16 protein-coding genes, 1 pseudogene and 4 other annotated features are annotated in these 23,947 nt (G+C 34.7%); of the genes and pseudogenes, 14 read left to right on the top strand and 3 right to left on the bottom strand.

The window, feature by feature from the left end; genetic code table 11:
* Nucleotides 1–229: 229 nt before the first annotated feature.
* The 11 genes and pseudogenes from DN408_RS25385 to ileS form a co-directional block, all read left to right on the top strand.
* A pseudogene (locus tag DN408_RS25385) lies at nt 230–565 on the top strand (single-stranded DNA-binding protein); the annotation flags it as partial.
* Nucleotides 566–720: 155 nt separating this feature from the next.
* Nucleotides 721–1,761: a virulence factor gene (locus DN408_RS25380; protein ID WP_370458400.1), complete on the top strand. Its 1,041-nt coding sequence runs from the start codon at nt 721–723 to the stop codon at nt 1,759–1,761.
* A 3-nt stretch (nt 1,762–1,764) separates the two neighbouring features.
* Nucleotides 1,765–2,148: a thiol-disulfide oxidoreductase DCC family protein gene (locus DN408_RS25375; protein ID WP_002085930.1), complete on the top strand. Its 384-nt coding sequence runs from the start codon at nt 1,765–1,767 to the stop codon at nt 2,146–2,148.
* Nucleotides 2,149–2,230: 82 nt separating this feature from the next.
* The gene (locus DN408_RS25370; protein WP_002012568.1) at nt 2,231–2,665 is read left to right on the top strand and encodes a BrxA/BrxB family bacilliredoxin; all 435 of its coding nucleotides are present in this window, start codon (nt 2,231–2,233) and stop codon (nt 2,663–2,665) included.
* Between the two features lie 49 nt (nt 2,666–2,714).
* Nucleotides 2,715–3,491, top strand: a complete 777-nt coding sequence (locus DN408_RS25365; RefSeq protein ID WP_002127165.1) for a class I SAM-dependent methyltransferase — start codon at nt 2,715–2,717, stop codon at nt 3,489–3,491.
* A 40-nt stretch (nt 3,492–3,531) separates the two neighbouring features.
* Nucleotides 3,532–3,746: a binding site (T-box leader), on the top strand.
* Between the two features lie 45 nt (nt 3,747–3,791).
* Entirely contained in the window at nt 3,792–5,480 is a 1,689-nt protein-coding gene (gene argS, locus DN408_RS25360) for an arginine--tRNA ligase (RefSeq protein ID WP_078178563.1), read from the top strand.
* A gap of 134 nt (nt 5,481–5,614) precedes the next feature.
* Nucleotides 5,615–5,956, top strand: coding sequence for a DUF2085 domain-containing protein (locus tag DN408_RS25355; RefSeq protein ID WP_002127167.1), 342 nt, complete (start codon nt 5,615–5,617; stop codon nt 5,954–5,956).
* A 345-nt stretch (nt 5,957–6,301) separates the two neighbouring features.
* Nucleotides 6,302–7,186, top strand: coding sequence for a class I SAM-dependent methyltransferase (locus tag DN408_RS25345; RefSeq protein ID WP_002127168.1), 885 nt, complete (start codon nt 6,302–6,304; stop codon nt 7,184–7,186).
* Nucleotides 7,180–7,974, top strand: coding sequence for an endonuclease/exonuclease/phosphatase family protein (locus tag DN408_RS25340; protein ID WP_078178562.1), 795 nt, complete (start codon nt 7,180–7,182; stop codon nt 7,972–7,974). Before DN408_RS25345 ends, DN408_RS25340 begins: the two co-directional genes overlap by 7 nt.
* Nucleotides 7,975–8,341: 367 nt before the next feature.
* Nucleotides 8,342–12,544 carry a bacteriocin-processing peptidase family protein gene (locus DN408_RS25335; RefSeq protein WP_078178561.1) on the top strand — a complete coding sequence of 1,401 codons (4,203 nt, stop codon included), beginning with the start codon at nt 8,342–8,344 and terminating at the stop codon, nt 12,542–12,544.
* A 98-nt stretch (nt 12,545–12,642) separates the two neighbouring features.
* Nucleotides 12,643–12,881 (top strand) — a binding site (T-box leader).
* Nucleotides 12,882–12,935: 54 nt separating this feature from the next.
* Entirely contained in the window at nt 12,936–16,037 is a 3,102-nt protein-coding gene (gene ileS, locus DN408_RS25330) for an isoleucine--tRNA ligase (RefSeq protein WP_078178560.1), read from the top strand.
* A 52-nt stretch (nt 16,038–16,089) separates the two neighbouring features.
* Here ileS and DN408_RS25325 read toward each other — a convergent pair whose 3' ends face one another.
* Nucleotides 16,090–17,175, bottom strand: coding sequence for a DUF418 domain-containing protein (locus DN408_RS25325; protein ID WP_002165899.1), 1,086 nt, complete (start codon nt 17,173–17,175; stop codon nt 16,090–16,092).
* The gene (locus tag DN408_RS25320) at nt 17,165–17,761 is read right to left on the bottom strand and encodes a TetR/AcrR family transcriptional regulator (protein WP_002127173.1); all 597 of its coding nucleotides are present in this window, start codon (nt 17,759–17,761) and stop codon (nt 17,165–17,167) included. The genes DN408_RS25325 and DN408_RS25320 overlap by 11 nt, the downstream gene beginning before the upstream one ends.
* Nucleotides 17,762–18,088: 327 nt before the next feature.
* On the opposite strand from DN408_RS25320, the gene DN408_RS25315 reads away from it, so the two are divergent.
* Complete coding sequence (locus DN408_RS25315) at nt 18,089–19,600, top strand: M36 family metallopeptidase (protein WP_002127175.1); 1,512 nt, start codon at nt 18,089–18,091, stop codon at nt 19,598–19,600.
* 104 nt (nt 19,601–19,704) lie between these two features.
* On the opposite strand, the gene DN408_RS25310 is transcribed toward DN408_RS25315, so the two are convergent.
* Nucleotides 19,705–20,184: a hypothetical protein gene (locus tag DN408_RS25310; protein WP_002065155.1), complete on the bottom strand. Its 480-nt coding sequence runs from the start codon at nt 20,182–20,184 to the stop codon at nt 19,705–19,707.
* A 255-nt stretch (nt 20,185–20,439) separates the two neighbouring features.
* Nucleotides 20,440–20,651, top strand: a binding site (T-box leader).
* Nucleotides 20,652–20,756: 105 nt separating this feature from the next.
* On the opposite strand from DN408_RS25310, the gene aspS reads away from it, so the two are divergent.
* Nucleotides 20,757–22,055 carry an aspartate--tRNA(Asn) ligase gene (aspS, locus tag DN408_RS25305; protein ID WP_050000700.1) on the top strand — a complete coding sequence of 433 codons (1,299 nt, stop codon included), beginning with the start codon at nt 20,757–20,759 and terminating at the stop codon, nt 22,053–22,055.
* A 168-nt stretch (nt 22,056–22,223) separates the two neighbouring features.
* Nucleotides 22,224–22,472: a binding site (T-box leader), on the top strand.
* A gap of 116 nt (nt 22,473–22,588) precedes the next feature.
* Nucleotides 22,589–23,929: a sodium-dependent transporter gene (locus DN408_RS25300; RefSeq protein WP_002165897.1), complete on the top strand. Its 1,341-nt coding sequence runs from the start codon at nt 22,589–22,591 to the stop codon at nt 23,927–23,929.
* Nucleotides 23,930–23,947 lie beyond the last annotated feature (18 nt).

Genomic DNA, 23,947 nt, shown 5'->3' with positions numbered 1-23,947 from the left:
GTTGTAAAGAATTATATAAATAAAGAATAGAATGATTTTCTCCAGTCTAGAGCATTTTGTACGTATATATATATAATAAATTAATTACTTTTTATATTTAAAAAATAATTAATTTAGACAAATTTACAGATTTTTAATCTATTTCTACATAAAAGCAATGTGTAGAAATAGAGAGAACGTTTTAATACTAACAAAAATAAGTTATTACACACATAATTAAGTACAGAGATTAAATCGAGTTGTATTAATCGGTAGATTGACAAAGGAGCCAGAATTATACTACACAAAACAAGGTGTCGCTTATGCACGAATATGTGTTGCGGTGAATAGAGGTTTTCGAAATAGTTTAGGTGAGCAACAAGTAGATTTTATTAATTGTGTTGTATGGAGAAGGTCGGCTGAAAATGTAACAGAATATTGTACGAAAGGCTCACTTGTTGGGATTACAGGGCGTATTCATACGAGTAATTACGATGATGAACAAGGAAAGAGAGTATATAGAACTGAAGTTCTGATTGAGAATATTACATTTTTAGAGAGAAGGCGGGAGAGTGCATCGCAATAATATTAGAATTTTAATGATAGTTTCGGATTAATTAGGTGGAAAGAGAAAGTATGATGATGGGAAGAAATCAATAAAATTAAGCATCCGAGTAGGAGTATAAAGGGGTAACATGTTACAATACAGCTAAGAACACGCAATAAAGGAGAGTTTTTTACGTGAAGATTAAAGCAATTGAACCGACGCCAAGTCCAAATACAATGAAAGTTATTTTGAATGAAGTATTACCATCAGGAGCGCGTAATAATTATACAAATGAAAATGGAGCGAATGCGAAGTATGACTGGAAAGTTTTATTACAACAAGTTCGTGCTGTTTTCGGTGAAGAAATAGTGGAAGAAAGCGAAGAACAACAACTTTCTCATTTTGGAGAAGTGAAAGTGTTTGTTCAAATGTTCTTTACAATTCCGATGCAAGTGAAGTTAACAGATGGAACCTCAGAAGAGCGTGTTGGTTTACCTGATCGTTTTAAAGAATCAATTATGAAAGTGCAAATGTCTGCACCTAACGTTGTGAAAGAGCGTAAGTGGGTAGAGCAAAGTACACGTTACGGTAATTTTGAAGAAATCGGGAAAGAAGTAGTAGAAGAAATTATTGCTGCTTATTCAGAAGAACGGGTAAATGAAACGGTTAAAGAATTATTAGATCAAGCAGGTGCTGTTGAAGTAACGATTCAAAAGCGTGAGCCATATAAAGTAACAGAAGAGATGATGAAAGATTCTGACTGGAAAAACCGTTTTGCAGCTTTAGAACAAATGGATCCAACGGAAGAAGATATGATGGTATTGAAAATGGCATTAGATGATGAGAAAGTATCTATCCGCCGTTTAGCAACAGCTTATTTAGGTATGGTAAAAGGTGAAGGAGTATTGCCGTTATTATATAAAGCGTTATTAGATCGTTCAGTAAGCGTTCGTCGTACAGCAGGAGATTGCTTATCAGACGTAGGTGATCCAGCAGCGATGTTCGTTATGATTAAATCTCTGAAAGATTCAAGTAAATTAGTACGCTGGCGTGCAGCAATGTTCTTATTTGAACTTGGTGATGAAAGTGCAATTCCGGCACTAAAAGCAGCAGAAGATGATCCGGAGTTTGAAGTGGCGATGCAAGCACGTTTAGCTTTAGAACGTATTGAAGGCGGCGAAGAAGCAAAAGGATCAGTATGGAAGCAAATGACGGAGTCTCGTAAAGGGGAATAGTTTATGATTGTTTTCTATGATAGTTGGTGCCCGATGTGTACGGCGGTTGCAGAACGTACGAAAAGATTAGATAAAAAGGGTAAGATGAAATTTGTTTCATTTCGAGATGAAGATGTAGTTGAGAAGTATGAACTTTCTCAAGAATTACAAAGTAAGATGGAACAAAGATTGTATATTTTAAAAAATAATAAGTGGTATGACGGAATTCATAGCATTAACGTATTAGCAAAGGCCGTTCCATCTTATTGGTTTGCAGTACCTTTTATAAAACTATCTATCGTACTTGGATTTGGAAGTAAAGTATACGATTATATTGCCAACAATAGAAAACTTGTCCCAGTTGGACACTGTCGTGAAGGGGTTTGTGAAATCCCTACAAAAAAATGAAATCATCGTTATCTTTCTTTTGCACCTATTAATAGAGCGTGATATGATAAATTTGGAATGAAAGTTGAAGGAGAGATACAAGATGTCAAATGCATATGAAGAATACATGCGTCAAATGGTAATTCCAATGCGCCAAGAGTTAGTGCGTTCTGGATTTGAAGAGTTAACTACAGAAGAAGCTGTAACAGAATTTATGGAGAATGCATCAGGTACAACTTTAGTAGTTGTAAACTCTGTTTGTGGTTGTGCAGCTGGTTTAGCACGTCCATCAGCAGGTCAAGCGGTTGTACGTGCTGAAAAACAACCTGATCATCTTGTAACTGTATTTGCAGGTCAAGATAAAGATGCTACTGTAAAAATGCGTGAATACTTCGGAGAAATTCCTCCATCTTCACCATCTATGGCATTACTAAAAGGAAAAGAAGTTGTTCACTTCATTCACCGTCATGAAATTGAAGGCGCAACAATGGACGAAATTATTACAAACTTAGAACAAGCTTTCGAAAAGAATTGCTAAAGTAGGGGGAGAGTGAATCTCCCTCTTTTCTTTATATAGAGGTGAAAAAATGATAGTAACAACAGCAGGAAGAACAAATAAAGAAATGAAAGATTATGCAAACAAGGTAGCAGCAGAATTAAATCTTTCTTTCGTTAAACGTAATGACATACCAGTACATAAACTGCATGAGCAGTATGAACAAGATGTACTTGTCGTAGGGAAAAATCGATTAGCCATTTATCCAAAAGGTACGGAAGAGTCGTTTTTCTTTCATCCAAACTCAGCGATGTTTCGTGTGAAAAGGTTAATGCGCGGAGAGCACGATCCGTTTGTACAAGCTGCTAAATTAGAGAGCGGAATGACAGTATTAGATTGTACGCTCGGTATGGCATCAGATAGTATTGTAGCTAGTTATATTGTTGGTGAAAGCGGAAAAGTAACGGGACTTGAAGGCAATGAATATATGGCTTATATTATGGGAAATGGTTTAAAAACATGGTCTTCATCTGTTTCTGAAATTGATGAGGCAATGCAACGAATCGATGTGAAGCAAACGGAGCATTACTCATTTTTAAAACAATGTGAAGATAATAGTTATGATGTCGTTTACCTTGATCCAATGTTCGAAGAAACTGTCATAGAATCAGATGGAATTAAAGGATTAAAACACTTCGCTTTGTATCATGATATTACTGACGAAACAATTGCGGAAGCGAAGCGTGTGGCGAGAAAGCGTGTCGTTCTGAAAGATCATTTCCGTAGTTCTAGATTTGAAAAACATAATTTTCACGTATACAAAAGAAAAAGTGCTAAGTTTCACTTTGGTGTAATTGACCCTTGCTAATTGTTTGAAAAGATGTATAATAAGCAATAATTAATTAAATATACTGTCTGTGATGAAGAGAGTAGTCTTTTTCAGAAGGAAAGCGAGCTAGGGATGGTGTGAGCCTAGTGCAGAAGAAAAAGATGAAGCGCACTTCGGAGATGCTTCTTGAACGAATAGTAGAGTAAGCCGAGGCCCCCTGTCCTCGTTATAAACGGGAAAGTGGTTCGAAATGAACAACAAGGGTGGTACCACGGGTTAAAACTCGTCTCTTTTTTAGAGACGAGTTTTTTGTGTTTTAAAAAATAAGGAGGTTATAGTATGAATTATAAAACGCAGTTTGCGAAAAGTTTATCGAATATTTTTACGAATGAATTAACACAAAATCAAATTTTAGATTTAATCGAAACACCAAAACAAGATGAATTCGGAGATGCAGCGTTCCCATGCTTTTCACTAGCGAAGCAATATAAAAAATCACCAGCTATTATATCGAAGGAATTGGCGGAGAAATTAAATGATCCGTTCTTTACGAAAGTAGAGGCTGTTGGTCCTTATGTAAATGTATTTTTTAATCGTGAAACAGTAAGTGATGAAGTATTAAAAATAATTTTAGCGGAGAAAGAAGAGTACGGTCAAAATCACTTTGGATGTGAAAAAACGGTAGTTATCGATTATTCCTCTCCTAATATCGCGAAACCTTTTTCAATGGGGCATTTACGTTCTACAATGATTGGTAATTCGCTGAAACATATCGCCGAAAAATGTGGGTATGAAGTTGTCGGAATCAATTATATTGGCGATTGGGGCACGCAGTTTGGAAAGTTAATTACCGCATATAAAAAATGGGGAAATGAAGAGTTAGTTAAAGAGGATCCGATACGTGAGTTATTTAAGTTATATGTTCAGTTTCATGAAGAAGCAAAAGAGAACAAAGAACTAGAAGAAGAAGGACGATCATGGTTTAAAAAACTAGAAGAAGGAAATGAAGAAGCAGTCGAACTTTGGAATTGGTTCCGTTATGAGTCTTTAAAAGAATTTTCTCGTATTTATGAACTTCTCGGTGTGGAATTTACAAACTTTCAAGGAGAAGCTTTCTATAACGATAAAATGGAAGACTTTATTGGGATTTTAGAAGAGCACGATTTACTTGAAGAATCAGAAGGCGCATTAGTCGTTAATTTAGAAAAAGAAGGTATGCCGCCATGCTTAATTAGAAAATCAGATGGTGCAACTATTTACGCAACACGTGATTTAACGGCGGCTTTATATCGCCAAAACACATATGGATTTGATAAAGCACTTTATGTAGTTGGACCAGAACAAAGTTTACATTTTAATCAATTTTTCACTGTATTAAAAAAGCTAGGCTATACTTGGGTTGATGGAATGGAACATGTACCGTTCGGGTTCATATTAAAAGATGGTAAGAAAATGTCGACACGTAAGGGCAGAATTATTTTATTAGAAGAAGTGTTAGAAGAAGCTGTTGCGCTTGCGGAACAAAATATTGAAGAGAAAAATCCGAATTTAAAACAAAAAGAAGACGTGGCAAAACAAGTCGGTGTTGGAGCGGTTATCTTCCACGATTTAAAAAATGAGCGTATGCATAATATCGAATTCTCATTAGAAAATATGTTGAAATTTGAAGGAGAAACAGGACCATATGTACAGTACACACATGCGCGTGCTTGTTCAATTTTAAGAAAAGAAAGTGTAGAATTTGAAACTTGTACGTTTGCATTAAAAGATGATTATAGCTGGAGTGTCGTAAAATTACTTAATAAATTCCCGCAAGTAATTGAAGCGGCCTTCAACAAAAATGAGCCATCTACTATTTCAAAATACGTATTAGATGTAGCACAAGCGTTCAATAAATATTATGGAAATGTTCGTATATTAGAAGAGAACGAAGAGAAAGAGAGTAGACTCGCATTAGCTTACGCTGTGACGGTTGTATTAAAAGAGGGATTACGTTTACTTGGGGTAGGGGCACCTGAGGAGATGTAAATATGAAAAGAATTATTATGAACTTAGTAATAAACTGACAAACCGGGTCTAGTATGAACCTGGTTTGATTTTTTATTGGATATATAATTTTTTTGCAAAATCAATTAAAATCTATTTAGAGAGGGTGATTCATATTGATTCGAACTTTTATTTTACAAATTCCTTGTCATAGAAGATCGGAAAGAAGTTTCCTTAAACTACAAAAATACATACCTTTATGTGCGCGTTGTACAGGCATGCTTATCGGTATTTTAATGTTTCCAATTTATTTTTATATGACACCTTCGTTTCTACTTGCAATAATACTATCATTTTCCGCTCAAATTCCGTTACTTATTGATGGATTCACCCAAAAATGGAAATGGAGAAGCAGCACAAATTTACTAAGAGTAACGACCGGTTTATTAAGCGGTAATGGTATGGGGCTATTTATTGCCTCTAGCATTATATGGATAACATCTAAAAGCATATATTAATGGAAGGAGAACTTTACATGTTTTGAATTTACTCAGTTCTAATTCTTATTTCAGGAGGAAGCGGGATTAGTTTTCTCATTCATGAAAGAAATATAGAAGCAGTAATTGCTTTTGTTATTTGTACAATATTTATTGTGTTACTCTATTTTCACCTAAAAAGAAATGACGAACATAGAAACTGTGATTGCAGTACATTAGCTTGTACTGATTATACTGATTGTAATTGTTAAATTATGTGAGTGGGAAAGTTAGTGTATCGTTTAAGGTATACTAGCTTTTTTTATTAGAAGTGTAGGAATGTGACTATTAAATGGAGAACTTTAGTTTTGTATATCAAAGGAGGTGTTGGACCTGGAAGAGTATGATTGGAATAGTAAGCTAGCATATTTAAGAAATACGAGAGATTTATATTATAACGATGATTATTTAAGTTTTTTAGTCAATTCAGTTTGGAAGATTACTGATCCTATACATATTGTTGATTATGGTTGTGGATATGGTTATTTAGGTTTAATTTTGTTGCCTTTACTTCCAATTGGATCAAAGTATACAGGGATTGATAGGGGAGAAACATTAATAGCTGAAGCGAGAGAGTTGTTTCGTGCACTCCCATATGAAACAGAATTTATTGAGGGGGATGCGACAGAAATTGAATTGAAAAATAAATATGATATAGCTGTCAGTCATGCTTTCTTATTACATATGAGTTCCCCAAAAACGATGCTAGAGAAGATGATACATTCAATTAAACAAGGTGGTAAAATAATCTGTTTTGAACCACATTGGATGTCAAATATGTCTTCATACGTATTAGATGGAGAGAATCAATCGGAAATTATCCAGCTAGGTGTTTTGCAGAGATTATTTGAAAGAGATACACAGAGAAACGGTAAAGATGGAAATATCGGTATGAAAATACCTATGTATTTAAGTGAATTGGGTGTTAAAAATATTGAATGTAGAGTAAGTGATAAAGTGAATTTTTTAGATTCTAATTTAAATCAAAATGATAAGCAAGGATTATATAATTCTCTAAAAGAAGAGGGGATTGCAGGCAATCCGGGTGATAAACAGCAATTTATAGAACGTTTAATGAGTCGGGGATTAACATTTGCTGAAGCGCTCGCTCAATATGAAGCAGAACTACGATTTTTTGAAGTGTTTCATATACATGCATCTTTAGTTTATGCTCCGAATATGAAAATTACATTTGGTGAAATAAAATGTTAAATTGTAGTGATGTAATTCGAATTGCTACTTTCAATATATGGAATCACGAGAGTTTTTGGTTTGAGAGATTAGAAGCCATTTGTGAGGAGGTTCGCAATATTTCCCCGCATATTCTTGCTCTACAGGAAGTGGGAAGTTGTGCTAAGTATGAATTGAAGAAAAATGTTGCGCAGTATATAGCGGATCAATCTGGATATCCGGTCTGTGTATTTAAAGAGTATCCAGATTCTCCAGATGAAGGCTTAGCTTTTTTAAGTAAAGTTCCTATTTTAGCTGAAGAAGCTATTTGGGAAACAGATATAGAGGAATCGAATTATTGTGCCATTCGAATTATGTTAAAATATAAAGAGTATAAGCTCGGGATAACGAATGTTCATTTAAATTGGAAATCTAGTAAGGTAAGAAAAGAGCAATTGGATACGGTGAATAATTGGATTAAAAACAGAGGTAGTGGCTACGAATTATTATGTGGTGATTTTAATGATGAACCACATTCAGGGGTGCATCAATACTTAATAAGTAATCAATGGATAGACGTGGCTCAGCTTAAAGAAAATCAAGATAACATTCTTGCTCAGCCAACTTTAGATTATGGAAAGAATACAAATTTAATAGGGGATGAAAAGCAAGAAGAACGATATGATTGGATTTTGATACAAGAGAAGGATTCGTTTGAATCTCTAAATATAGAAAATGTATCTGTATTTGGAGATTTAGCATTAACTTCATCACACGTATTTCCAAGTGATCATTACGGTGTTTTTTTAGATTTAAAATTTGATAAGTGAAATAAAAGATAGGATGATTGTCATTTTTTTAGGTAAATCGATATATCTTATCAAATCGTTGATCTATTGTAAGTTACAATAGATATTCAGGAAATCGTTAATATAATTTCATCCACTGAATGAAGCCTCAAAAAAGAAGATAAAACCCATCTTCGAATAATATATGTTATTTCATCAAATTAAACAAAATAACGAGAAAAAGTATCGTTTTTAAGATATTTAGTTATAAACTTGAATAATATTAAATAATATCGTTCATTATATGAGGTTTTAGTTGAATGCATACTATATGATGTGTAAAATCTAAGCAAGTAGGTTAGAATACTGCTTGCAAATGGCAGTATAAATAATAATTTGAGGTGAATGCATGCTAGATTTTAAGCAATTAGAGATTTGTTTGAAAGAAAAGAGATTCCTAGATGGATTACATGAGATAAATAATGAAATTGCGCATATAAAAGAAACGAATAAGTTATCATACGTGAAGAACTGGCTTTCTAACGTCTCGTCACCTAAGGAGTTTGATACATTAATTCGTCTTGCTGATGAAGGTTTGATGCATCAATATAGCTCCTTTTTAATTCGTTATACTTATAAAAAATTCCCAAATATGAGAACGCTCTCTTTATATTGTGATGAATTAATTGATGAGCGTAAAATCCTTGATGCTGAACAATTGTTAAAAGATTCTTTGGAAAAGGTAAATGAAGAGGAAACTGATGCGGATGTTTTAACGAAAACATACTTTACGTTAGTTAGATGTTTGCTAGATATGAAGCGAAATGAAGAGGCCTATGCCTATATGCAAAAAGCGGAAAAGCATAGTACGCGTGCAGTTTTTGATAAATGGGGTTACTTATATATACAGACTGGTGAGTGGGAGAAGGCAGAGGAACAACTTTTATCCGGTCAGCAGCATAAAGATTGTGAAGAGTTAGCTACGTACTTATTGGCGCAATTATATGCATATAAAGGTGAACAGCAGCGAGCGTTACAACTCATTAATGATGCGATTGCAAAGTTCCCTCAAGTACCATATTTCTATTTTGAAAAAGTAAAATATTTATTAGATTTAGAGCGCTATGAAGAAATGTTAGCGGTAATAGATAAAATCAATCATATGCTTCCGCATCATGCATATACAACTTATTTTATACATTTACGTGCAGAAGCATTTTATAAAATGAATAATATTCACGATTTGCAAGCACTATTGAAAAGTGAAAAGAGTTTAAAAAATTCTCTATATCATCATATAGAAAAAAATCCTGATGGAAAAAAGGTTCGTTTACCGATAGTTCCGGTTGTACAAAAGGATAACTATTGCGTTCCGACAAGTTTGGAAATGATGTTAGGGGTATGGGGAGAAAAACGTACGCAAGATGAAATTGCACAACATATTTTTGATGTAACAGGTTCTAAGTTTTCAGATACAGTTACATATATAGAAGAGCAAGGTTACGAATATCGTTATTTTCAAGGGAATGAGGAAAATTATAAGAGATTACTCAATCAAGGTATTCCCGTTTTATTAAGTATAGATATTGAGCACGCTTCCCATGTACAAGTGCTTTCTGGTTATGACGATGTACTGCAAGCTTTTTATATTCAAGATCCGAATTTCTTGGAACCGATTCTTGTGGAATATGATAAGTTGCAAGAAAAATATCGTTATACAGATTGTTTAGCTATTACGTTTATACCAAAAGATAGAATGGAACAACTTTCATTTTTAAATGAGAAAGAACACACTTATTATAAAACAATCTTTTCTCTTACAGATCATTTAGGTGAGCAAGATAAAGAGGGAATTGAAAAGTTAGTACTATTTTTAAAAGAAACAAGTGAAAACCCAAACACTTGGTTATATACGATTAAACATTTAGATGCTGAAGTAGATAAAGATTTTATTCAGTTTTGTATAGAAAAATTAATGAAAAAGTTTCCGAGCTCTGACTTTGTGAAATTGCATAGTGCACAGTGTTTTATTCGTCTGCAGGATATGGAAAAAACAGGACAGATGCTTCAAAGTGTGGAGAAGAAAAGCAATCAAGCGTTGTATCATTTTATAAATGGACGTTATTCTTTTGAGCAAGATAATTATGAAGAATCGATTGCTAGTTTTCGTTCATCATTACAATTGGATGCAGATCAACCAGTTGCGTGGAGTTTCTTAGCATTATCATACATGTATATGGATCAATCCGAAAAGGGGCTAGAGTATTCTCTAACAGCTATAGAACGTAGTCCAGAAAGGTTTACACTTGTAAATCACGGTTTAATTTTAATAGATTTAGAACGATATGAAGAAGCATATGGATTCTTTAATGATTTATTAAAAGAATATAAATATGAAGCGCACATATGGTATGAACGTGCAAGATGTGCTCAGTATTTAGGGAAAGTGTATTTGGCGGTAAAAGGACTTAAAGTGGCGATTCAATTAGATAAAACAGCAGCCTATTTATATACGAAGCTTTCGGAAATCTATGAATCGGATTTGGATGATGAGAAAAATACGAAGGAAATTTTATTACAAGGAATTCAAAATTGTGAAGATCAGGCGTCTTTATATGTTCGTTTAGGAGATTTTCATTTTCAAAATGATGAACTTGAAGAAGCGGAAACTATATATAAGCGTTCTTTAGAAGAAAATAATGAAGATGTATATTCTCATTTCGGTTTAATTCAAGTTTATATGGCAAAGGAACAATATAAGGATGCAAAAAACTATATTGTCAGTATTAATAAGCAATTTGAAGACAATCAAGATTTCCTTATGAATGCTGGTATGGTGTTATGGGATGCTGAAATGGCATTAGGTGAGGATGAAAAAGAGTTAAAACTTGCACTTTCTAAATTAGAGAACGGTATACGAAGCGTATACGCTAATATAGCGAGCGTGTTGGATGAGTATGTAAATCGAATAAAAGACACAGCTTTTGTGCAACGAGGCATAGCATTTTTAAGAACGTTAGAAAAAGAAAAAGAGGATGTAATTGAATACGGTTGTTACGCAGGTGTTTTATATGAATCTATTGGACAGTATGATCAGGCGATAAAACGGTATAATGATGCACTTAAGAAAAAACAAGATTCATTGCCGTATTTCCGTATCGGTGAAACATTCATGGCGTTAGGGCAATTTCAAGAAGCAAAGCATGCGTATGAAACATGTTTAGAAAGGGATAAGAACTTCTTAGGTGTACATTTGCAGCTTGCTGAAATATACGAAAAAGAAGAGAATCGTTCCAAAGAACAAAAGCATATGGTCCAGGCGATGAAAGAAGAACCAATGCATATAAATATGGAATATTTAGCGCAGCTTTCAGTAGAAATGAATCTTCAGGAAGAATTGCTAGTTGAACTAGAAAAATTGGAGGAAGAAGTTCCTGAAACATGGCGTTTAGATGCGATTGCATACGTGTTTGGCGCGATGAATGACATAGATAAAGAAAAAGAATATATCGAATGCGCAATGAAAATAGATGAAGCGCATGTGGAAGTACTATATCATTATGCGAAATTGCTAGTTAAAAAGCAGAGTGCAGAAGCAATCGAAGTTGCGCTGAAAGTAATGCATAAAGATTTGGAAAGTGAACGTATTTTTGGTGTGTACGTAAAAGCAATGGAACAACATAAAAAATTATCCCAGATACGAGACGTACTTCATACGCTAAAGGTGAAAAAAGCAGAAAGAAGTACAGCGTTTATGTATGCAGCTACAGCGGTTGCCGAAAGATTAGTAGAAAGACAGCAAAATGAGCAACCGAAAAAATCTATATTTACAAGAGCATTTTATCGCATGAAAAATCGTGCGAAGGAAATTTCAATGATTACAGTTGTTATCGATTTATTTGAAATCTCCTTAAAGTTAAATCCGAAAAATAGTATGGCAGCGCAGCGTTTCGCAATATTTTATGAGAATGCGGCGATGAATGAAGAAGCTATAGAGGTTTTACAAACATCGTTAGAAAATAAGTGGGATTATGATGTAGCGAAGCAACTTGTAAATCTTTTCATTGAGTGTGAAGAAGAAGATATGTTACGAGATGCTTTTGAATTAACGAAACAAATGGTTCGCGAGCTACCGGATGATTATGATACACTTCTTCTACAAGCGAATGTATTATGTAAGCTAGGCGAAGAAAGAAAAGCCGAAAAAATTCACTTGCAATTAATTGAGAAAACGCCATTTGTAAGTAGAGGATTCCTTGCTTTAGCAGAAATATATCAAAGTCAAGAGAGAATTGAGGACTCGATTCAGTTATTAGAAGACGCTTCTGTACATCATCCAAATGAAATAGCAATTCTTCTTGCTTTAGCATCTTCGTATCATAGAGCTGGGCAAACGACAAAGGCAGAAAAAATAACAAGTGAAATATTAGCAATTGATGCTACTGACTTGCTAGCAAGATACGATCATGCTTGTTATTTAACATCATTAAACAGAAATGAAGAGGCAAGAGATGAACTTGAAATTGTGCTTCGTGAAGATGAAACAGGATTTTTCGCTGAACTTGCAGAGGAAGATGAAGATTTAGCAGGATTGCGAGAATTTGAAAAGTGATTGTATAAGAATAGAGAAAAAGGGTATAAATAAAAATATATTTCGAATTAGTTGACAATTAATTGTTTAATGGCATAAAATAACTTTTAATAAAGTATACAAATCTGAAGACGAGAAAGAGTAAAATAGTGAGCTGTTCTCCAGAGAGCCGGTGTATTGCTGAAAGCCGGTGTGCAGACGTTATTTGAAAATCATCTCCGAGGAGCCGTGGCTGAATAAAGTAAGCTCGGACGGATGTCTACCGTTACAAAGAACGCGTATATTAGTACGTTGCTAAGTGCTATTAGTGAAAAGCTAATAGAATTAGGGTGGTAACGCGGGTAAACCCGTCCCTACTTCATAGGGGCGGGTTTTTTGTGTGCTTTTAAAACATTCAAAGGAGTGATTGTACATGAAGAAAGTAGATGTAAAAGAGTCAGCTGTAGGGAGAGAAACACGTATTCGTAAGCAGTGGAACGAACAGGGCATTTTTGAACAATCAATTCAGAATAGAGAAGGCGCACAATCGTTTGTGTTTTATGAAGGACCACCAACGGCGAACGGTTTACCACACGTCGGCCATGCACTTGGTCGGGCAATTAAAGATTTAGTAGCAAGATATAAAACGATGGCTGGATATAAAGTGTTAAGAAAAGCTGGCTGGGATACACATGGATTACCTGTAGAATTAGGCGTTGAAAAACAACTTGGTATTTCAGGTAAGCATGAGATTGAAGAGTACGGCATTGAGCCATTTATTCAAAAGTGTAAAGAGAGTGTATTCACATATGAGAAGCAGTGGCGTGAATTTACGGAGAGCATTGGATATTGGGTAGATATGGATGATCCATACGTTACTCTAGAGAATCCATATATCGAAAGTGTATGGAATATTTTAGGGACGATTCATGAAAAAGGCTTGTTATATAAAGGGCATAGAGTTTCACCGTACTGTCCAAGCTGTCAAACATCGCTTAGTTCACATGAAGTTGCACAAGGATATAAAACAGTGAAAGATTTAAGCGCAACGGTTAAGTTTAAAGTAAAAGATAGTGAAAATGAATATTTCCTTGGATGGACGACAACGCCGTGGACACTTCCAGCGAATGTTGCACTTGCCGTACATCCAAATATGGAATACGTTAAAGCGAAACAAGAAGGGTATGTATACATTGTTGCGAAAGAGCGTGTACAAGAAGTACTAAAAGAAAACTATGAAGTATTATCCGTTCATAAAGGCGAAGAATTAGTAAACACATCTTATACAGCACCGTTTCCGATGAAGGAAGTTACAAATGGGTACCACGTAATTGCAGCAGATTTTGTAACTGCAGATAGTGGTACAGGACTCGTTCATATCGCTCCAGCATATGGGGAGGACGATTATAAAGTCGTTCAAAGTGAAGGATTGTCGTTCTTACATGTTGTAGATGAGAAAGGTGAGTATACGGATGCAGTACCATTTCTTAAAGGTAAGTTTGTAAAAGAATGTGACGTTGATATCGTTCGTTATTTAGCTAAAGAAGGTTTGCTATATCATAAAGAAAAATATGAACATAGCTATCCGCATTGCTGGCGCTGTGATTCACCATTACTTTATTATGCAGGAGAAAGCTGGTTAATCCGAACAACTGAGATTAAAGAAACATTTTTACGAAATAATGATTCTGTTAAGTGGTATCCAGACCATATGAAGCATGGACGGTTTGGTAAGTTTTTAGAAAACATGGTGGACTGGAATATTAGCCGGAATAGATATTGGGGAACACCGTTAAACGTATGGGAATGTGAAAGCTGCGATCATCAATTCTCACCGAAAAGCATCGCCGAATTAAGAAAGCATAGTACGAAAGAAACACCTGAAGATTTAGAATTGCATAAGCCGTATGTAGATGAAGTGCAAGTTTGCTGCGAAAAATGCGGAAGTACAATGAATCGTACACCAGAAGTAATCGATGTTTGGTTTGATAGTGGTTCCATGCCGTTTGCACAATATCATTATCCATTTGAAAATAAAGAGTTATTTGAAGAACAGTTTCCAGCAGATGTAATTGCAGAGGGAATTGATCAAACACGCGGCTGGTTTTATAGTTTATTAGCAGTATCAGCACTATATACAGGAAAAGTACCTTATAAACGAGTGTTATCACTAGGGCATGTTCTAGACGAGGAAGGACAGAAAATGTCTAAAAGTAAAGGAAATGCACTAGATCCAGTTGATTTAGTAAATCAGTTTGGTGCAGATGCTTTAAGATGGGCTCTACTTGTTGACAGTGCTCCGTGGAATGCGAAGCGTTTTTCTGAAAGAACAGTACTGGAAGCAAAATCTAAATTTGTAGATACGTTAGTCAATGTATATAGCTTCTACGTTTTATATGCAAATTTAGATGAGTATAATCCGAATGAAACCTATGATGTGAAGCGAACGAAATTGGATGAATGGGTATTATCAAGATTGCATAGCACAACGAAAAAAGTGAGAACAGCACTTGATGATTATCAATTTACGAATGCAGCTCGTGAAATCGCGGCGCTTGTAGATGAAGTGAGTAACTGGTACGTAAGACGATCACGTAATCGTTTCTGGGAATCTGGTATGAATCCTGAAAAAGCAGCTGCGTATGAAACGCTTCATGAAGTGCTTGTAACAATTAGTAAATTAATCGCACCATTTACACCGTTTGTAGCTGAGGATATTCATCTGAATTTAGAAGGAAGCAGCGTTCATTTAGCAGATTATCCGGTTGTAAACGAATCACTTATCCAGCCTGAGTTAGAAGCAGAAATGGATGCTGTTTTACAAGTTGTTGAACTTGGAAGAAGTAATCGTAATCAACATTCATTAAAAGTAAAACAGCCGTTAGCAGAACTTGTATTACTAGCGCATAATGAAAATGATATGGATTGGGAATCTTATCGTGATATCATCATGGATGAGCTAAATGTAAAAGCGTTCCATGTTGAACTCGATGAAACGAAATATACGTCCTATCAATTAAAGCTGAATTTTAAAACGGCTGGGCCGAAGTTTGGTAAAAGTGTGAATGCAGTAAATGGCTGGCTAAAACAATTATCAAAAGAAGAAGTACAACACTTTGTATCTACAGAAAGAGCAGTTTACGAAGTAGCACCAAGAGAAGAAGTAGTTGTAACAGCTGAAGATGTATTAGTAGAGAAAGTTGCGAAATCAGGATTTTCAAATACGACTAACGGTCAATATACGGTAATGTTAGATACGAATGTAACGGAAGAATTGTTACAAGAAGGAGTAGCACGTGAATTTATTCGTGCAGTTCAAGAATATCGTAAGCAGTTGAATTTACCAGTTAATTTACGAGTGGATGTAATTCTTGATACAGAAGCAGAACTACAGCAAACGTTAACGAATCATAAAGATTTATTGGAAGAAAACTTACTCGTCAAGCAATTTACATTTGGTCACTTAACGAATGAGGACGATGAACTTTCTTTAGGTGAGACAAAAATCCGAATTAAATTAAACGCGGCTAATTAAAGAAAAAAGGAAGTTGGAATCATTCCAACTTCCTTTTTTGTATGAAGATAAATTAATCAGTTATTTTCCGCATAATCCATTCGATAGGTCCTCTAGAAAAGTTCCTTCGCCATAATACGCTAAATAAAATACTGAAAATGAAAAATGCAGTAGCAAATAATAAAACGAAAAGTAGTGTTTGATGTTCCATACGATTTAATACAATCAATGCGCCAATACCGATAAATACATGACTTACATAATGCGTTAATGTTAATTGTCCTGTTTGTATAATGGAAGTAACAAACCAATTATTTTCATATTTTTCAGCAATGTAGAGGCAAATTATTAATATAGCAATAGCAGATCCTGTAGCGGATGCGACGTATAATATATTGGGCAAAATGGGTCCTGTGTTAAACAAAAATGTAGAGGCTGCTTCACCAATGTATGGGATAAAAAGGTGTGTTAACCCTTTTGATAATAGCTCTATAATTACGGTTACTGTTAAACCCAGTAAGAACAACCAATGTCTAATTTTCCTATTATGAAGATCTAACCTGCCAATTATCATACCGATTAAGAAGAAAGAAAACCATGGGAAAATAGGGTGATAGCCATTAAAAAATAAGTTGCGAAGAAAACCTGTTAAGGTCCAAAAGTCTATATAGTTTATAAATGGGATTGTGCCTCCCCATCCTTCGAAGGCGTTGAAAGTAAGTTGGAGATATTGTGCAGCAATTAAAATAATGATAGAAAGCCATATTAGTATAGTTCTTCGTACAGTAATTAGTAATGCAGCGATGAAAAGGTAAACGCCGTAGTAGTGTAAAATATCACCCGTCCATTCCATTACATACAATAATAATCCTAAAATAAATAAGAATAGTGATCGTTTCCAAATCAATATTCGGCTGGTATTGATTTTTATTTTCTCTTGGCTAGCAACAGATGATTTAGTCATTAAAGTTATGCCAATCCCAGCAAGTATAACAAACAAGGCAGAAGCTCTACCTTCAAAAAGCGTCATAAAGGTTTTTAACAGAGGAGGCCCATTTCCTTCCGCCCCTGTTATCACCATGAAATTAACTAGTAACATTCCAAACATTGCCCACGCTCTAGCAAAATCTAAGCCGAAAATTCGTTTTTTAGTTTTCATACGAATCACTTCTTTCGAATATGCTGTGGACAGCTTCAATCCATATTTGTTTATAATTCATATTTACATCAAACATCATGAAGTTTCCGATATTATCAAGTACTAATGCTAACATATGAGCTTTTGAAACTAGATTTTTATTTTGAATGAGTTGAAGTTCATTTGCTTTTGTTAGGAGTGATTCAAATCCGTTTAAATATTCTGTTTGTACAGTTAGTAATCGATCTTTGTACATATCGTTTCTTGAAGAAAGTAATACATATTCTTGTAATACACGATTAAAATAAGGATCTTTCTGTTGTTCGTTTATCATTTTAAAGCCAATTTCAACACATTTCTCAATGAAATTCTCTTTCGTAAACTCTTCTGTATGAAAGAATGAGGAGAACTGCATCGCTGCACATAATTCATTAAAAATACTTTCAATTAATGCATCTTTAGATTTAAAGTAATAATAAATAGATGGCTTGGCAATACCAACTTCTTCAGCAATCATTGTGTAGGTCGTTTTGGCAATGCCGTGTCCGGCAAATAGTCGATAACTTGCTTCGACTATGGAAGAGAGTGTTTCTTCACTTTTGCTCATGATAAGTCCTCCTAATAAAAAAGTTACATAAATCGTATCATTCATTAATATTATTTTCAACCTATCGTTAGGTAAAAAATAACTTATTTTTTTACACATTACTTTAAAAAGCATAATGTAAAGAAATTTACAAAAGAAATATATTTCTACAGTATTTTTCTCGTTTTACACATAAATATTGAGAAAATTTCACTTACCCAAAATGTAAAGGTAATAGAATTGTTTGTATAGAATTACTCGTAGATTCAATTTATCTCGTTACTTGTGGACAGTAATAGCTTTATAGGAATGGGGTAAAGGATTCAATTTATTAGGGGGAGTGGTTTTATGTTAAACAAAAAAATGGTGGCAATGGCAATGACTGTGCCATTAGTAATGGGGACGATTTCTACGGTTTCGGCATTGGAAAAACAACAGCAAGTAAAGCTAGAAGCTTATTCACCACAGAAAAAAGCAATTGAATATTTAAAAGGACATGCTACGGAATATGGATTGAAGGCAGACCTTTCAGACTTGCAATATATTTCTACAACAGAAACATCAGTAGCTTCATATGTTAGGTTCCAACAAGTGGTCAATGGTGCGCCTGTATTTTCAAAACAAATTACAGTTACTCTTAACGGAGAGGGAAAAGGCTTACTTGCGGTTTCTGATTATCAGCCTGTTACAGGTGTGAAGGAAGTTACGAAAAAAATTAGTGAAAAAGATGCAGAACAAAAATCGATGGCGTATGTTGGAGGAGAAAGTGAGCAAAACTTATGGGCTCCTACAGAAAAAGAATTCGGATATATTGTTGAAGAGGGAGTCGCTATTCCTGTATATAAAGTGGTAGTCCATTCTAATAATCCATTCGGTGCATGGGAAACATTCATTGATGCGGAAAATGGAAAGTTAATTAAAAAAGTTGATATAAACCGAAAAGCAGAAGGAACAGGAAAAGTATTTTTACCTAACCCTGTCGTATCTAGTGGAAGTTTAGCAGGGTTAAAAGATAATAATGATGCAGATTCAACAGCATTAACGAATCAATTGAAAACTGTTACGTTAAAAGGTTTAGATGGTACAGGATTTTTAATTGGTGAGTATGTTACGATTTCTTCAAAAGCGAAGACGAAATCTACAAACTTACAATTTAACTATACACGTGCAAATGATAGTTTTGAAGATGTTATGTCATATTATCATATTGATACATTACAGCGTTACATTCAAGGATTAGGCTTTCAAAATATTAATAAACGTTCGATTAAAGTGAATGTAAATGGTACAACTGACGATAATTCATTCTATTCTCCATCAACGAAAGCTTTAACCTTCGGTACTGGCGGAGTAGATGATGCAGAAGATGCTGGCATTATTGCGCATGAATATGGTCATTCTATTCAAGATAATCAAGTGCCAGGCTTCGGAAGTTCACCAGAAGGTGGAGCGATGGGAGAAGGATTTGGAGATTTCTTAGGTGCTACTTATGAAGATGCAGTTTCGACAACAGGATACGGGAAAGCATGCATTGGAGAATGGGATGCGGCTGCTTATTCTAGTTCAGATCCGACGTGCTTACGCCGATTAGATACGAATAAAGTATACCCGAAAGATATAACGAATGAAGTGCATAATGATGGGGAAATTTGGGCTCAAGGTCAATACGAAATGGCGCAATCTTTTGGACGTGATGTAGCAACAAAAATTATTTTACAATCACATTGGTCATTAACGCCAAATGCGAAATTCCGTGATGGAGCGAAAGCAATTAAGCAAGCGGATGCTCTTTTATACGGCGGACAACACGCGACTGAAATTGATCGCATTTGGGCAGCGAGAGGGATTAGTACGAATTAATATAAAAAGTCGTGGCTTTTATAAGCCACGACTTTTTTATTTGCTTAAGAACTGGTACTAGAAAATTTATTGGTAGCGGTAATAATGTACATATACCGATAAGTTCACTTTACTGCTTCTTTAAAAACAAAATGCTCTTTAAATTTTCTAGATTCAACTTTTTGACCGTTTCTCATGGAGCGGAAAGGATGTTCTTGCCACGTAATGATCACGTCAACCTTATCCGCTTTTGTAGAAACTGGAAAATTAGCGTGTTCAAATCCAGTTTTACCGCCCGCTAGACGACTTTCTTTTAGGGAAAAGAGTTCATATTTTGTTTTCGTATTTGGTTCATTCCGAAAAACTTCAACTTGTACATTATACACTTCACTTTTCCCAAGATTTTTTACAGAGAAATGATATGTTTGAAATACACCTTTTTTTGGTTGTAACAATTTTTCACTCGTTCTTTTTACTTCATCAATATTTACTTGCCATTGATCAGAATTTTGAGAGATTGGTAAAGATTTTGGTGAATAGGCATATGCTTCATTAACTACAACTAAGCATAATAATAGGAGAAAGAAACTAATTGTTTTTTTCATATGTACACCTCCGATAAAACTTTAATAATAATATGCGTGGGAAACGTGTAACTTATGTAATAAAATGAAAAAAACAAGTTCGATTGAAAGAATTTGAGAAGGATAAAACATTTCTAAGCTGTCAAATGATAATTATATAGAGTTCAATGTTCATGTTACATATCTTTAGAAGGGGCCTGTTTAGTGAGAAATCGCAATATTTTTCTAAAAGGGCTTGCGTTTTATAAAATAAAAAGATAGAATACTCTGTAAATACAAAAAGTGATGATTAGGAAAAGTACATGATGCAAGGGTCTACAGAGAGCAATCGATTGCTGGGAAGATTGCGATACCGCATGATGGAAAGACACCTGTGAGTGTTGCTTTGAACGTGATAATTAGTAAAAGCAAACGGTACCTACCGTTATCAGGGCTAAGATGGTCATTATGACAATTTGGGTGGTACCGCGGAAAAATCCGTCCCTATTTATAGGGGCGGATTTTTGTATTCTTTGAAAGGAGGTGAGTGACCGTGGATGACGACGATGACAACAATAATGTAAATAAAAATAAAACTATTGGAGGGAAATGTAATGGATCAAATAATGAAGCGTTCACTCACACGAGAATGTACGGAACATGGCGGGAAGGTTGTATTACTACAAGGATGGGTAAAAAAGATTCGTCATCTAGGGAATGTTAGTTTTTTATTATTAAGAGACCGAACGGGAGTTATTCAATGTGTATTAGAAAACAAGTTAGCCGGATACAAAGTTGATGTTGAAAGTGTGGTCCAAATAATTGGAGAAATAGTAGAGACACCGAAAACAGAATTAGGTGTTGAAATACTTGCACATGAAGTGAAAGTACTAAATGGAGCAGAATCACTCCCATTTGAAATAAATAAAAAAAAGTTACAAGTTGGCCTAGATCAATTATTGAATGAGCGAGTATTATCGTTAAGACATGAGCGAATCGCGGCGATATTTAAAGTGAAATCTATACTCGTTCAGAGCTTTAGTGAATTTCTGATAGAGAACGATTTCACACGTATATTTACTCCGAAAATTGTTTCGCAGGGGGCAGAAGGAGGCGCGAATGTTTTTAAACTTCCATATTTCCAAAAAGAAGCGTATTTAGCTCAATCACCACAGTTTTATAAACAAATGATGGTAGCCGGAGGACTCGAACGTGTTTTTGAAATTGCTCCTGTGTACCGGGCTGAACATCATAACTCTTCAAGACATTTAAATGAATATATATCGTTAGATGTAGAACTTGGATTTATTCATGATTTTCATGAAGTAATGCAATTAGAAACGGATGTTTTACGATATATGTTTCAACAAGTAGTAAAAAACTGTGAAAAAGAATTACAACTACTACAAATAGAAGTACCTGTCATTACAGAAATTCCTAAAATCACATTGGCAGAAGCGCAAGAAATTTTGAAAATGAAGTATCGGAAAGAATCTCCTGAAGGGGATTTAGATACAGAAGGTGAAAAGTTACTAGGGAAATATGTGAAAGAAACATATAATAGTGAATTTGTATTCATTACACATTATCCGAAAGAAGCGAGACCGATGTATACGATACTGAATAAAGAAAATCCAACTATTACTGATTCATTCGATTTATTATATAAAGGATTAGAAATTACATCAGGTGCACAGCGAATTCATAACTATGATATGTTACTTGCTTCTTTTAAAGAAAAAGGATTACATCCAGAGAAATTTCAATCTTATTTAAATACATTCCGATACGGTTGTCCACCACATGGTGGTTTTGGGATAGGATTAGAAAGGGTTGTATATAAACTTTTAGAGTTAACAAATGTCCGAGAGGCGAGTGCTTTTCCGAGAGATTGTACACGTCTTATACCATAAAAAAGCATCTTCGCGATTATTGCGAAGATGCTTTTTTACTGTTCTTTCATTTTTACATTGAAAGTTTATAAAAATCCTTTTCGACAAAAAAATAATATATCCCTTGACAGTTATAAATATAACCGATATACTTCATATTAATTTCAAAAGAAAATATATTCTAAATATTAAAATGTGTTGAATAGGAGTAGTAAGGTCATGTATTTGTGCAGAGAGCTATGGGTTGGTGCGACATAGTCAAATGACATCCTGAACTCGCCTAGGAGCAGTAAGGTGGAACGGAATCACATTCTTAGTAAATCTTAACGGTTAACCTTCGATATTAGGTTTGTAATCAAACGATTACTACTAAGGTGGATTCATAATGGAATCAATAAGGGTGGTACCGCGTTAAGTAAATGGCTTAGCGTCTCTTTATATAGAGACGTTGGGCCATTTTTTTATTTTATAGAAAAAGAAATGGAGGTTTTATTCAGATTGATCAATAATATTTATTTATTAATATAAAATGATTTTAACAGGAGGAAAATAGGATGAAACAGACGGAGCAATGGACTTCGAAATTAGGTTTTATAATGGCAGCAGCAGGATCAGCAATTGGACTTGGCGCAATATGGAAATTTCCTTATATCGCTGGGAAGAGCGGGGGAGGAGCATTCTTTTTAATTTTTATATTATTTACTGTATTAATTGGATTACCGTTACTTATAGCTGAATTTATGATTGGACGCAGTACACAGAAACAAGCAGTTGGAGCATTTAAAAGTATCGCACCAAATACAGGATGGCACTGGATTGGACGTCTTGGCGTTGGAACTTGTTTTATATTACTTTCATTTTATAGCGTTGTAGGTGGATGGGTTTTAATATATTTTTTCAGGGGAGTAACAGGACAGCTTATTACTCCGGGACAAAATTACGGTTCGTTATTTACTGAAACAATTGGAAATCCGCTTTGGGCTATTACTGGACATTTCGCTTTTATGTTCATTACGATATGGGTTGTATCAAAAGGTGTACAAAATGGAATTGAAAAAGCAAGTAAATATATGCTACCAGCATTGTTCGTTTTATTTGTCGCTCTTATTATTCGTTCATTAACACTGGATAATGCGATGCAAGGCGTGAAGTTTTTCTTACAACCAGATTTCTCGAAGATTACTTCAGAAAGTATTTTATTCGCAATGGGCCAATCATTCTTTGCGATTAGTATAGGGATTTCGATTATGGTTACGTATAGCTCGTATTTAAATAAAAAAGAAAGTTTACCAAAATCAGCAGTTACGATTGTCGGATTGAATTTATTCGTTTCTTTATTTGCAGGTCTTGCTATATTTCCAGCAGTATTTTCATTAGGAATGGAGCCGACAGAGGGGCCGGGCTTACTATTTATTGTATTGCCATCTGTATTTAGCCAAATTCCATTCGGAGGATTGTTCTTAACTGTATTTCTTGCGCTATTTACATTTGCCACATTAACCTCGGCATTTTCTCTACTAGAGACGGTTGTTTCAGCATTAGCAAATGGTGAACAAGAAAGAAGAGCTAAACTTTCATGGATCATCGGTTTCTGCATTTTCCTAGTAGGTATACCATCGGCCTTATCATTTGGAGTATGGAGTGATATTACGATTTTTGGGAAGAATATTTTTGATGCAGTAGACTTCTTATCTAGTAATATATTAATGCCGCTTGGAGCGCTATTCATTAGTATTTTCGTATCATTCAAGATGGAAAAGAAAGTGCTAGAAGCTGAATTTTTTGTAGGTGGAAATTACGGAAAGAAAGTATTTACTTGCTGGGCGTTTTTACTTCGGTTTGTAGCACCACTTGCAATAATTATTGTCTTTTTAAATGTAATAGGAATTATTTAACAATAAATGTTAAGATAT

The sequence above is a fragment of the Bacillus sp. AR13-1 genome, from assembly GCF_008042285.1.
In the GTDB taxonomy this organism is placed as follows: Bacteria; Bacillota; Bacilli; order Bacillales; family Bacillaceae_G; genus Bacillus_A; species Bacillus_A mycoides.
This window is presented reverse-complemented; position numbering and strand designations above follow the sequence as displayed.

What these genes read in the sequence shown, in the direction of transcription:
- DN408_RS25375 (WP_002085930.1), top strand. Translation starts at nt 1,765, where the DNA reads ATGATTGTTTTCTATGATAGTTGGTGCCCGATGTGTACGGCGGTTGCA.
- DN408_RS25370 (WP_002012568.1), top strand. Translation starts at nt 2,231, where the DNA reads ATGTCAAATGCATATGAAGAATACATGCGTCAAATGGTAATTCCAATG.
- DN408_RS25365 (WP_002127165.1), top strand. Translation starts at nt 2,715, where the DNA reads ATGATAGTAACAACAGCAGGAAGAACAAATAAAGAAATGAAAGATTAT.
- argS (WP_078178563.1), top strand. Translation starts at nt 3,792, where the DNA reads ATGAATTATAAAACGCAGTTTGCGAAAAGTTTATCGAATATTTTTACG.
- DN408_RS25340 (WP_078178562.1), top strand. Translation starts at nt 7,180, where the DNA reads ATGTTAAATTGTAGTGATGTAATTCGAATTGCTACTTTCAATATATGG.
- DN408_RS25335 (WP_078178561.1), top strand. Translation starts at nt 8,342, where the DNA reads ATGCTAGATTTTAAGCAATTAGAGATTTGTTTGAAAGAAAAGAGATTC.
- ileS (WP_078178560.1), top strand. Translation starts at nt 12,936, where the DNA reads ATGAAGAAAGTAGATGTAAAAGAGTCAGCTGTAGGGAGAGAAACACGT.
- DN408_RS25325 (WP_002165899.1), bottom strand. Translation starts at nt 17,175, where the DNA reads ATGAAAACTAAAAAACGAATTTTCGGCTTAGATTTTGCTAGAGCGTGG.
- DN408_RS25320 (WP_002127173.1), bottom strand. Translation starts at nt 17,761, where the DNA reads ATGAGCAAAAGTGAAGAAACACTCTCTTCCATAGTCGAAGCAAGTTAT.
- DN408_RS25315 (WP_002127175.1), top strand. Translation starts at nt 18,089, where the DNA reads ATGTTAAACAAAAAAATGGTGGCAATGGCAATGACTGTGCCATTAGTA.
- DN408_RS25310 (WP_002065155.1), bottom strand. Translation starts at nt 20,184, where the DNA reads ATGAAAAAAACAATTAGTTTCTTTCTCCTATTATTATGCTTAGTTGTA.
- aspS (WP_050000700.1), top strand. Translation starts at nt 20,757, where the DNA reads ATGGATCAAATAATGAAGCGTTCACTCACACGAGAATGTACGGAACAT.
- DN408_RS25300 (WP_002165897.1), top strand. Translation starts at nt 22,589, where the DNA reads ATGAAACAGACGGAGCAATGGACTTCGAAATTAGGTTTTATAATGGCA.